Consider the following 12334-nt stretch of genomic DNA (forward strand, 5'->3'; position numbering starts at 1 on the left):
CCAGCTGTCGCTGCACTACGGCGCCGACGACCTCGGCTCCATCATGCTGGAGGAGAACGTCGTCTCCTCCGCCGGCGCCAGACACCGCTCCAACCTGATGGAGCTGATCACCCTCATCCGCGCCGCGGGACGGGTCCCGGCGCAGCGCTCCACGACGTACGAGCACCTCGTCGTCCACGACGACCCGGCGAACGACCCCGTCGACGAGCGCGTCGTCTCGCACGTGTCCTCCACGGCGATCGCGGGCGGCACCGCTCATCCGGAACTGAAGCTGGTCGCCGCCACCTGAGACCCGGGCTCCCCACCCCCCACCCCTGCGCACAAGGACGGAGAAGGCCATGGCGGGCGCCATTGACGCCGCGGGTCTGGTGAAGACCTTCGGCGAGGTCCGGGCCGTCGACGGAATCGACCTGGACGTACCGGAAGGCAGTGTCCTGGGGCTGCTGGGCCCCAACGGAGCGGGCAAGACCACCGTGGTGCGTCTGCTCACCACGCTGCTGCGCCCCGACGCGGGCACCGCGACCGTGGCCGGTCACGACGTGGTCCGCGACCCGGACTCGGTGCGGCTGTCGATCGGCCTGTCCGGCCAGTTCGCGGCCGTCGACGACCGGCTCACCGGCCGCGAGAACCTCCGCATGATCGGCGAGCTGTACGGACTGCGCGCCCGCTCGGCCCGGCGGCGCGCCGACGAACTGCTCGACCGGTTCGACCTGGCCGACGCCGCCGACCGGGTGTCGAGTACGTACTCCGGCGGTATGCGACGCCGCCTCGACCTGGCCGGCGCGCTGGTGGTGAGGCCCTCGGTGATGTTCCTGGACGAGCCGTCGGTCGGCCTCGACCCGACCAGCCGGCTGCTGCTGTGGGACGCCATCGAGGACCTCGTGCGCCAGGGCACCACGCTGCTGCTCACCACCCAGTACCTGGAGGAGGCCGACCGGCTCGCCCAGGACCTCGCGGTGGTCGACCACGGCCGGATCATCGCCCGGGGCACCCCCCGCGACCTCAAGACCCAGGCCGGCGGCCGGCGCATCGAGCTGGTCGTGTCCTGGCCCGAGCAACTCGACGCCGCTGCCTGGCTGCTGACCCGGATCTGCGGCCGCACCCCGGACGTCGACCGGCCCCGGGCCACGGTGTCCGCGCCGGCCGACGGCGGGGTGCGGCTGCTGGCGGAGGTCGTCGCCGCGCTGGACGCCGAGGGCATCGAGATCACCGACATCGGGCTGCGCCGCCCCACCCTGGACGAGGTCTTCCTGGCCCTGACCGAGGACAACCCGCGGGAGACCGGGTGGGCCGCGGCGGGCGTCGGCACGTGGAACGAAAGGGAGTGGTGAACGTGTCGGCAGCGGCACCGGCCGTACCCGAACTGAAGCCCGGCACGGCCGTCAAGGCCGTACGCGACGTCCTGGTGGTGACGCGGCGCAACGTGGTCCGCATGGTGCGGATCCCGGAGGTGCTGCTCCTGAGCCTGGTGCAGCCCGTGGTGTTCGTGCTGCTGTTCGCCTACATCTTCGCAGGCTCCTTCAGCCTGCCCGGCGCCGGAGGCCCGGCGGCCTACCGGGAGTTCATGATGCCGGGGTTCTTCGCCCAGACCATCGCGTTCGCGACGGCCAGCAACAGCAGTGTCAGCATGGCCAACGACGTGCAGAGCGGCATGGTCGACCGGTTCCGGTCGCTGCCGATGGCGCGCGGCGCGCTGCTGACCGGGCGCACGGTCGCCGATCTGGTGCAGAACGTCATCGTGATGGCCGTGATGATCCTCTGCGCACTGCTGGTCGGCTGGCGCGTCCACCACGGGCTGCCGCGAGCGGCCGCGGCCTTCGCGCTGCTGCTGTTCATGGGCTACGCGCTGTCGTGGGTCGGGGTCGTCATCGGACTGTCGGTACGGGCCCCGGAGGCGGCGGCCACCGGCAACTTCCTGTGGCTGTTCCCGCTGACGTTCCTGTCCAACGCGTTCGTGGCTCCCTCCACGCTGCCGACGGCGCTGCGCTGGGCCGCCGAGTGGAACCCGCTGAGCGCGACCGTCCAGGCGGCCCGGCAGCTGTTCGGCAATCCTGGACTGACCGGCACCGGAGCCTGGCCCGCGCAGCATCCGGTGCTGGTCTCGCTCGTCTGGTCGGTGCTCATCGCCGCGGTGTGCCGGACGCTGGCGGTCCGCCGCTACCGTGCGGCCGGTGCCTGAAGGGGGACGGCCCGATGACGGACACCACGTTCCGGGCGGACCTGATCCGCCCGGTGCACGAACTGCTCGCCGGGCACGCGGCCCGGCAGCCGGACCGCGTCGCCTTCGAGGACGGCCGCCGCTCGGTCACCTGGGCCGAACTGGACCGGCGCACGGCACGGGTCGCCGGACACCTGGCGGACCTGGGCCTGGGCCGCGGCGAGTCGGCGGTGATCTACCTGCCCAACCGGATCGAGACGGTGGAGGGCTACCTCGCCGTCACCCGCGCCGCCGGCGTGGGAGTACCGCTCAACCCACAGTCGACCGACCCCGAACTGGCCCACCTGCTCGCGGACTGCGCGGCCCGGACGGTCATCACCGGCGCGGCGCAGCTGCCGCAGGTGCGCCGGGTCCTCGCGGACCTGCCGGACGTCGTGGTGGTCCTGGTCGGCGACGCCTCCGAGCCGGGCTTCGCGGAGGCCCGCGACGCGTCACCGCCGCTGTGGGAGGACCTGGCGTCGACCTGGTCGCTGCGCGCCCCGACCCGGGACGACCTGGGCCTGGACGAGCCGGCCTGGATGCTCTACACCTCCGGCACGACCGGCCGCCCCAAGGGCGTCGTCTCCACGCAGCGCAGCTCCCTGTGGGCGACCGCCGCGTGCAACGCCCCGCTGCTGGGACTGTCACCGCAGGACCGCCTCCTGTGGCCGATGCCCCTCTTCCACGCCGTGGCGCACAACATCTGCGTGCTCGGTGCGGTCGCCGTCGGCGCGAGCGTCCGTATCACCGACGGCCTGGCGGCCGAGGAGGTGCTGCGCCGGGCGCGGGAGGGGGACGCCACCTTCCTGGTGGGCGTGCCGACGCTGTTCCACCACATGGTGGAACTGGCCCGCTCCGGCGCCGTCGAGGTGCCGCGGCTGAGGGTGTGCATGGTCGCGGGCTCCTCCTGCCCGCAGTCCCTGCACGAGGAGTTCCGGGCCGCCTTCGGCATCGGGCTGCTGGACAGCTACGGTTCCACCGAGACCGGCGGCGCCATCACCACCAACCTGCCCGACGGGCCGTACGTGCCGGGCTCGTGCGGGGTGCCGCTGCCCGGACTGACACTGCGGCTGACCGACCCGCGCACCCGCGCGGAGGTCGCACCGGGCGCCGAGGGCGAGATCTGGGTCTCCAGCCCCGCCCTGATGCAGGGGTACCACCAGCAGCCCGAGGAGACCGCCGCCGTCCTGTCCGACGGCTGGTACCGCACCGGTGACCTGGCCCGGCAGGACGCCGACGGCTATGTGACGATCACCGGGAGGCTCAAGGAACTCATCATCCGCGGCGGGGAGAACATCCACCCGCGCGAGGTCGAACAGGCGCTCGCCGCGGCACCCGGGGTGGCCGACGCGGCGGTGGCGGGCGTCCCGCACGAGTCGCTCGGCGAGGTCCCCGCGGCCTACCTGGTCCCCGGCCCGGACGGCATCGACGTCGACGCCGTGCTCGCCAGGTGCCGGGAGCGGCTGTCGGCGTTCAAGCTGCCGGAGGAGATCCACGAGATCGCCGAGGTGCCGCGCAACCCCGCCGGGAAGGTCATCCGCAAGGAACTCGCCGCTCTCCCGGGCCGGTTGCTGTGGCGCCGGTCCCGGCAGGCGACGGAGTCGGCCCCCCGGTACACCGGTGCCGCCGACCTGGGGCTCGACGACTCCCGGCACCCGCTGCTGAGCGCGTACGTCGAACTGCCCGAACGGCGGGAACTGGTGTGCGCCGGCCGGCTCACCGCCGCCGGGTCGGACCCCTCGCTGCTGCGCCGGACCCACGACGGCACGGTCCTGGCCGGATCCGCGCTGCTGGAGATGGTGCTGCACGCGGCGGGCCGGGCCGGCTGCGCGCGCGTGGTGGAACTGGCCGCCGAGGCCCCGCTGGTGGTGCCGCGCGAGGGCGGGGTGCAGCTGCGCGTGACCGTGGGCACGACGGACGACGACGGTCTCCGGCGCGTCGAGGTCCACGGGCGGCGCGACGCGCACGGCGCCGCGGGCCGCCCGTGGACCCGGCACGCCACCGGCGTCGTAGCACCCGACGCCGTACCGGAGCCGGCCGAGCCGGCGGCCGTGTGGCCCCCGCAGGGCGCCCGGCGCGAGCGCACCGCTGCCCCGGCGCCGGACGACCGGACGCCGGGCGCGGTGTGGCGGCGGGACGACGAGGTGTTCGTCGAGGTGTCGCTGCCGGACTGGACCGCGGCACGGGACGGCTTCGAGGTGCATCCGGCGCTGCTGGAAGCGGCGTTCGCCGCCGTGGTTGCGCAGCCGCCGGGACAAGTGGCCGCGGTGTCCTGGCGCGAGGTGTCGCTGTACGCGGTGGACGCGTCGGTGCTGCGGGTGCGGCTGCGGACCGTGCCGGACGGCACCTGGGCGGTCGACGCCTGGGACGGCGCCGGGGACCCGGTGCTGACGGCCCGCTCGGTGACGTTCGCGGCGCACCGTACCGTCCGGGCTGCATCCGCGGCCCAGCAGGACGGCCTCTTCGAGGAGGTGTGGGACGTCTGCGACCTGCCCCGCACCACGCCGCGGCAGGGACGCTGGGCGGTCGTCGGCAAGGACGCGCTGCGGGCCCGCTCGGGGCTGATGTCGGCCGGGCGCTACTGCGAGATCCATCCGGACCTGCCGGCACTGCTGTCCTCGGTGGCGCAGGGCGCCCCGGTGCCGGACGTGGTGGTCGTGTCGCACGCCGGGGCACCGGATCACCCCTCGCCCGCCGACGCGGTCCGCGCGGCCGTCGACGAGAGCCTGGGCTGGGTACGGCACTGGGCCGATCCCCGCTTCGCGCACAGCCGGCTGGTCGTCCTGACCCGCGGCGCTCCCGCCGCCCAGGACGACGAGTCGGCGCCGGAGCCGGCGGCCGCCGCGGTGTGGGGCCTGATCGGCGCGGTCCAGGACCGGGCACCGGACCGGTTCGCGCTGATCGAGACCGACGCCGCCAAACGCTCCTGGCGGCGGGTGGAGGACGCGGTCGCCTCGGGCGAGCCGCGGCTCGCGCTGCGCGGCGGCCAGGTCCGCCGGCCGCGTGCCGCCCGGCTGCCCGTGGCAGTCGCGGACGGCTCCCCGGCAACCGGGCGCATCGCCCTGTTCGCCGGAAGCGAGGTGTCCGGGCCGGCGGAGTTCCTTCCGGCCGTGTGGCCCGCTCACCAGCCGCTGCTGGCAGGCCCGTTCGCGAAGAACGCGGCCGACCGGGTGCCGGCGACCCACCGGCCCGGTGACCCGGTGTCCTGGGAGCCCGAGGACCCGGCCGCATCCGTCAGGGCCATGCTCGACGAGGGCCCCACGACCGTGGTGTTCTCCGCCGCCGTGCGCGCCGAGCGGGACGCCGACGTGGACGCCGCGCTGCGCCCCGTCGTCGACCCGGCGCTGGAACTGGTCCGCTCGGCGCCCGGCCGCGCGGTGACGTCCGTGGTGTTCACCACCCCCGGCCCGCGGACCGCCGGACCGGCGGACGCGGCGCTGGCGGCGGTGTTCGACGTGTGCGCCCACAGGCTGCGGGCGGCGGGCGTGGGGGCCGTGTCGGTGCGCGGCCCGGCCGGATCGCCGGAGGAGGCCGCCGGTCTGTTCGCCGCGGCCGTCGCCGCAGACCGCCCGGCGCTCATCGCCGAGCGGCCCGCGATCCCGCAGTCGCGCACCGCCGCGCCCCTCACGGCGAGCGCCGCGCTGCTGCGCGGCCTGTCGTCCGGCACGGTACGGCGCACCGCGCGCGACGCGCTCGCCGACCCCGGCGGGCTGCGGCACCGGCTGGCCGCGCTCACCGACGCCGAGCAGGAGGAGACCCTGCTGCGTCTGGTGCGCGGGCACTTCGCGACGGCCCTGGGCCGCACGGGCGCCGGACAGGTGCCCGCCGACCAGGAGATCCGCGATCTGGGATTCGACTCGCTGACCGCGCTGACCGCGCGCAACGCACTGGAGTCGGCGACCGGCCTGCCGCTGCCGGCGTCGGTGGTCTTCGACTTCGCGACACCGGCGGGACTGGCCCGCCATCTGCGCAAGGAACTGTTCGCCGGTTGAGGCGGGCCGGCGAGCCGGGCGGCAGGGCACCGAGCGGGTGCCCTGCCGCCCGGTGTCGTCCTCGCCGCCGTCCCCGCACGCCGACCTAGGAGGAGGAAACAAGATGCGTGTCGAGAACGTCCACATCGAGTCGCTGGGCGTGGTGCTGCCCGAGTGGGCCAGTGCCGAACAGGCGGTGGCCGAGGGCCGGTTGGACGCCGAGATCCAGGCCGCCAACGGCCTCACCGGGGCTCACGTCGCGGGCGACGTACCGGCGATGGACCTGGCGGTGTCCGCGGCGCGGATCGCGCTGGACCGGTCGAAGATCGACCCCGAGGACCTGGGGGCGCACATCCACAGCGCGGTGCACTACCAGGCCCCCGAGGGCGCCTACCCGCCCGGCTACATCCTGCGGGAACTGGGCCTGGGCCGGCTGCCCGCGCTCTTCCTCCAGCAGGGCTGCGACGGCATGCTCAGCGCGCTGGAGGTGGCGGTCGGCAAGCTCACCGGGGCCGCCGAGGCCGGGTCGGTGCTGCTGACGACGGGCGAGAACTTCTCCTCCCCCACCATGGACCGCTGGCGGGGCTTCGGGCAGGCGTACATCCTCGGCGACGGCGCGGCGGCGGCACTGGTCAGTGACGAGGGCGGGTTCGCCGAGGTGCGGTCGCTGAACTCCGGTGTGCTGCACGAGCTGGAGAAGTGGCACCGCGGTGACGGTCCGCTGGTGCTGCGCGAGGACACCGGGTCGATGTCCGACATGGCCGAGCGGGCGCAACGCTTCACCGAACGCGAGATGCCGCTGTCGGAGACGATGGAGAAGCTGACCCTGTTCGACCTGGACATCATCCGGCGTTCGCTGGTGGACGCAGGCATCAACGCCTCGGACCTGGCGAAGGTCGTCCCCATCAACATGGACGGCCGGATGATCGAGTACTCGATCATGATGCCGCTGGGTCTGACGATGGACCGGTGCAGCTGGGACTTCGGCCGGGCGGTGGGGCACGTGGGCGGCGCGGACGTGTTCATCACCCTGGAGCACCTGGTGCGCACCCGGGCGGTCTCCCCCGGTGACCATGTGCTGCTGGTGTCCCAGGGCCCCGGCTGGCTGTGCAGCGCGACCGTGCTCACCATCACGGAGGTGCCGCACTGGGCGGAGTGAGCGCCCGGCGACCGCGCGGCGAAAAGGGCCTGTCCCCCTCGGTGCGAGGGGGACAGGCCCTTTTCCGCGTCCGCGCCGGGGGCCGCGTCAGGCGCCGAGGCCGGTCAGCCAGTCCTCGGTGGCGTCGGCGGTGGAGCGGGCGTGCGCCTCCATCATGGTGAAGTGGTTGCCGGGGACGTCGAGCACGGTGTGCGCCCGGTCCCAGGTCGTCTGCCACTCCGGTGCGGGCGGTTCCTCGCCGGGGGCCGCGGGCACCGGCGGTTCGCTGGACCGCACCAGCAGGACCGGGCAGTCCAGCGGTCCCGGCTCCCACTCGCCGATGAGCGCGACGTACCAGCTCATGGCGGTCAGCCGGTCGGTGTCCATGTGCGCGAACATCGACTCCCGTTCGAACATGCCGCCCAGCATCTGCTGGGAGAAGCGCAGGAACGGCGAGTCGGCCCGCGGCATGTAGGTGTCCAGCAGGACGACGGCGGCCGGTGCCGCGCCGCGCTCCTGGAGGCGCCGGGCCGCGGACAGGGCCAGTACGCCGCCGGACGAGGAGCCGAGCAGGACCGCCGGGGTGTCGCCCACGGTGCGGTGCACGGCGTCGGCGTGCAGGTCGGCCACCGCGTCGAAGGTGGCGGGCAGCGCCTCCCCGGTGCCGAAGCCCTGGGTGGGCAGGGCCCACACGTCGCGCCGGCCGCGGAAGCGGGAGGCGAAGCGGGCGTACTGGTGGACGCCGGCGAGGGCGACGTAGGAGCTGAAGCACACCAGCGGTGCGGCGGTGTCACCGGCGGAGAGGCGGATCGCTTCCGGGACGGACGGCAGTTCGGCCGGGCTGGTGAAGGTGGGACGCAGGCCGGCCGCCGCCTGGAGGAGGGCGAAGCCGTCGTCGACCCGGCCGTCCAGGCAGGCCGCCTTGAACAGGCCGCCGATCGTGTCCTCGGCGCGGACCCGCGGGCCGGCCGGAGCCGGGTCACCGGTGGACGCGGCGGTCGGCTGCGGCTCCGCGTCCAGCCGCTGGTGCACATGGGCGGCGAGCGCCTCGGGGGTGGCGTGGTCGAACAGCAGGGTGGGGGCCAGCTTGAGGCCCGTGGCCGAGGCGAGGTGGTTGCGGAGCTCCACCACCGTCAGCGAGTCGAAGCCCTGCTCGGTGAAGAGCCGGTCGGGTTCGACCGCCTCGGCCGAGGGGTGGCCCAGCACGGTGGCGGCCAGCTCCCGGACCAGGGCGAGCAGCCGCGCGCGGCCCTCCTCGGGCGAGGCCCCGGCGAGCAGTCGGGAGGTGACCGGGCCGCTGGACCCGGCCTCGGCGGTGCGGCGGGCGGGCGCGGTGGGCGCCGGTCGGAGCATCGCGCGCACTCCCGCACGGCCCGAGCCGGTGCGTACGGCGATCACGGCGGGGTCCGCGGCGGTCAGCGCGTCGTCCAGCAGGGCGAGGGCCTCGTCGGTGGCCAGCGGGCGCAGGCCGCCACGGGCCAGCCGGCCGCGGTCGGTGTCGGACAGACGGGAGGTGATGCCGCTGTCGCTGTCCCACAGTCCCCAGGCGACGGAGACGGCGGGCAGTCCCAGGGCGTGCCGGTGGGCTGCGAGCCCGTCGAGGAAGGCGTTGGCGGCGGCGTAGTTGGCCTGGCCGGGGGCGCCGAAGGTGCCGGCCGCGGAGGAGAACAGCACGAACGCCGCCGGGTTGAGGTGCGCGGTGGCGTCGTGCAGGTGCCAGGCGCCGTCCGCCTTGGGGCGCAGCACGGTGTCCAGACGGGTGGCGTCCAGGGCGGTGAGCACGGCGTCGTCGGTGACGCCGGCCGCGTGCACGACCCCGGTCAGCGGCGCGTCGTCGGGCAGCCGGGTCAGCAGCCGTGCCACGTCGGCGCGGTCGGCGACGTCGCACGCCTCCAGCCGGACCCGGGCGCCGAGCGCGGTCAGTTCTTCGACCAGGGTGTCCGCGCCCTCGGCGGCGGGACCGCGGCGGCCGGCCAGCAGCAGGGAGCGGACGCCGTGCCGGGTGACCAGGTGGCGGGCGACGGTCCGGCCGAGGGTTCCGGTGGCGCCGGTGATCAGGACGGTGCCGGCGGCCAGGCCGGGAGCGGGGGCGGCGGCGGTGGCGGGGGCGGCGTCGGGGTGCAGGAGACGTCCGTCGCGGACGGCGCCGTGCGGGTGTCCGGCGGCCACCGCGGCGAGCAGGGCGCGCTCGTCGGCGTCCGCGGGATCGCCGGGCAGGTCGAGGAGCTGGAACCGGCCGGGGTGTTCGGCCTGCGCGGAGCGCACCAGGCCCCACAGCGCGGCACCGGTGATGTCCGGCAGCGTGACGCCGGGAGCGGTGGTGTCCTGGTCGACCGGCACGGCGGCACGGGTGACGAACACCAGCCGGGAGTCGGCGAACCGCTCGTCGGCCAGCCAGCCGCACACCAGCTCGTGGACCCGGTTCAGCAGCCCCCGTACCGCGTCGGACACGGCCGGGCCTTCCGGGCCGCGCGGTTCGGGCGCCACGATGACCAGCTCGGGCATGGTCATCCCGGTGTCGACCGCCTTGGCCAGCGCCTCCAGGTCGGCATAGGTCTCCAGGTGCACGCCGGCCCCGTCGAGGGCCGCGGCGACCCGGTCGTCACCGCTGCCGAGGACGATCCAGCGCACCGACTCCGCGCGCGGCGCCGCCGGCACGGGGAGCGTCTCCCGCCAGTCCAGGCGCAGCAGTTCGGGCCGGTCCGCGGCGGGCGCGGGACTCACCGCGCGCAGGGTGATCGCGTCGGCGGTGGCGACCGGCCGGCCGGTGGTGTCGGTGACGAGGACGGTGTAGCCGTGCTCGTGCCCGGCGGGGGCCAGCCGCACCCGCAGCGCAGTGGCGCCGGTGGCGTGCAGGGTCAGCCCGGTCCAGGCGAACGGCAGCATGGGCACGGCGGGTTCGTCGGCCGGTACGCCGGGGCGTCGGACCAGAAGCGCCTGGACGGCGGCGTCCAGCAGCGCGGGGTGCAAACCGTAGCGGGCGGCGTCCTCCCGGTACGGCTCGGGCAGTTCGACCTCGGCGAAGACCTCTTCGCCGCGCTGCCACACCGTGCGCAGTCCGCGGAAGGCGGACCCGTAGGCGAACCCGGCCGCGGCGAAGGCGGCGTAGGGGTCCGCGTCGGAGACGACGGCGGCGCCGGGCGGCGGCCAGGCGGCCAGGTCGTCCGCCGGACGGGCGGGGCTCTGCGGGGCCAGGACGCCCTGGGCGTGCGGGCGCCAGTCGGTGCCCTCGCCGTCGGGCCGGGACCAGATGCCGAAGGAGCGGCGCCCGGTGTCGTCGGGGGCGTCGACCGTGACCTGGACGGGGAGGGCGCCCCGCTCCGGTACGACGAGCGGGCTGAGCAGGGTGAGTTCGGCGAGGTGGGCGCAGCCGGCCCGGTCACCGGCGTGCACGGCGAGGTCGAGGTGGCCGGTGGCGGGCAGGATGACCTGGCCGAGGACGGCGTGGTCGGCCAGCCAGGGCTGGGTACGCGTCGACAGCCGCCCGGTGAAGAGCAGTTCCTGCGAGCCCGCCCGGGTGATCTCCGCGTCCAGCAGCGGGTGCTGCGCGGAGTCGGTTCCGGGGGTGCCGGAGCCGGTCTGGACGGTGGACAGCCAGTAACGCTGCCGCTGGAAGGCGTAGGTGGGCAGCGGCACGGGCCGGGCGCCGGGCAGCAGCGCCGCCCAGTCGACGTCGGTGCCGTGGGCGAAGAGGGTGCCGAGGGCGGTGAGCAGCCTGCGCGGCTCGGGCTGGTCACGCAGGACGGCGGCGACGAACACCGGCTCGTGCGCGGCCCCCGGGTCCGTCTCGGAGAGGGCCGCCTCGGCGAGGGCGGTGAGGCGGCTGTCGGGGCCCACCTCCAGGAAGCGGCGCGTGCCGAGGTCCCGCAGCTGCCGCAGGGCGTCGTGGAAGCGGACCGGCTGCCGGACGTGCCGTACCCAGTACTCGGGGTCGGTGAGCAGGCCGGGTTCCGCGGCGGAGCCGGTCACGGTCGAGACGACGGGCAGGCTCGGCTCGGCGTAGGGGAGCCCGGTGGCGACGGCCCTGAAGTCGTCGAGGACCGGGGCCATGAGGGGCGAGTGGAAGGCGTGGCCGACCCGCAGCCGGGTGGCGCGTCGGCCCTGCCGGGCGAAGTGGGCGCAGACCTCGGCCACGGCGTCCTCGGTGCCGGAGACGACGGTGTCGGTGGGCCCGTTGAGGGCGGCCACGCCGATCTCGTGCTCCCGCCCGGCCAGCAGCCCGGTGACCTCCGCCTCGGTGGCCCGCACCGCGGCCATCGCACCGCCGGGCGGCAGGGCCTGCATCAGACGTCCGCGGGCGGCCACCAGGGCGCAGGCGTCGTCGAGGGAGAACACGCCGGCCACATGCGCGGCGGCGATCTCGCCGACGGAGTGGCCGACGAGCACGTCGGGGCGCACGCCGAGCGACTCCAGCAGCCGGAACAGGGCGACCTCGAAGGCGAAGAGAGCGGGCTGCGCGTACTCGGTACGGTGCACGAGGTCGGGGTCGTCGCCGAACACGGCCTCGCGCAGCCCGGGAACGCGCGCGCACACGGCGTCGTAGGGTTCGGCGAACACCGGGAAGGCGGCGTGCAGTTCACGTCCCATGCCGGGGCGCTGGGCGCCCTGTCCGGTGAACAGGAAGGCGGTACGGCCGCCGGTGCGGGCGGTGCCGGTGACGGTGGCCGGCAGCGGGGCGCCGTCGGCGAGGGCCCGGAGCTGGGCGGTGAGGTCGTCGTGTGCGGCGCCGACGAGCACGGCTCGGTGGGCGAACGCGGTACGGGTGGTGGCCAGGGCGAGGGCGGTGTCGGCCGGGGCCACGCCGGGGTGGGCGTTCACCTGATCGAGGAGGCGGCGGGCCTGGTCACGCAGGGCCTGCGGGTCCCGGCCGCTGACGACCCAGGGGACGTCCCCGGAGTCGGAGGGCTGCTCCGGTGTGTCGGGGGCGGGTTGTTCGGGGGCGGTTTCGAGGATGACGTGGGCGTTGGTGCCGCTGATCCCGAAGGACGACACCCCCGCCCGCCGCGGACGACCCCCGGTCTCGGGCCA

The 12334-nt window shown here is 75.4% G+C and carries 5 protein-coding genes and 1 pseudogene; 5 read left to right on the plus strand and 1 reads right to left on the minus strand.

Translation table 11 applies throughout. The annotated features are described in order from the left end of the window. From AB0N31_RS35690 to AB0N31_RS35710, 5 genes and pseudogenes are all read left to right on the plus strand, one after another. Window positions 1–289 (plus strand): annotated as a pseudogene (locus AB0N31_RS35690) (dehypoxanthine futalosine cyclase); the annotation flags it as partial. A gap of 49 nt (window positions 290–338) precedes the next feature. Further along, on the plus strand, window positions 339–1331 hold the full coding sequence (locus AB0N31_RS35695; protein ID WP_366062696.1) for an ATP-binding cassette domain-containing protein: 993 nt from the start codon (window positions 339–341) through the stop codon (window positions 1329–1331). A 2-nt stretch (window positions 1332–1333) separates the two neighbouring features. Next, on the plus strand, window positions 1334–2179 hold the full coding sequence (locus AB0N31_RS35700; protein WP_366062697.1) for an ABC transporter permease: 846 nt from the start codon (window positions 1334–1336) through the stop codon (window positions 2177–2179). Between the two features lie 14 nt (window positions 2180–2193). Further along, entirely contained in the window at window positions 2194–6189 is a 3996-nt protein-coding gene (locus AB0N31_RS35705) for an AMP-binding protein (protein ID WP_366062699.1), read from the plus strand. Window positions 6190–6292: 103 nt separating this feature from the next. Next, window positions 6293–7327: a ketoacyl-ACP synthase III family protein gene (locus AB0N31_RS35710; protein WP_366062700.1), complete on the plus strand. Its 1035-nt coding sequence runs from the start codon at window positions 6293–6295 to the stop codon at window positions 7325–7327. 87 nt (window positions 7328–7414) lie between these two features. Here AB0N31_RS35710 and AB0N31_RS35715 read toward each other — a convergent pair whose 3' ends face one another. Further along, the gene (locus tag AB0N31_RS35715) at window positions 7415–12298 is read right to left on the minus strand and encodes a type I polyketide synthase (RefSeq protein ID WP_366062701.1); all 4884 of its coding nucleotides are present in this window, start codon (window positions 12296–12298) and stop codon (window positions 7415–7417) included. Window positions 12299–12334: the final 36 nt, after the last annotated feature.

The sequence above is a fragment of the Streptomyces sp. NPDC051051 genome, from assembly GCF_040682975.1.
Lineage (GTDB): Bacteria > Actinomycetota > Actinomycetes > Streptomycetales > Streptomycetaceae > Streptomyces.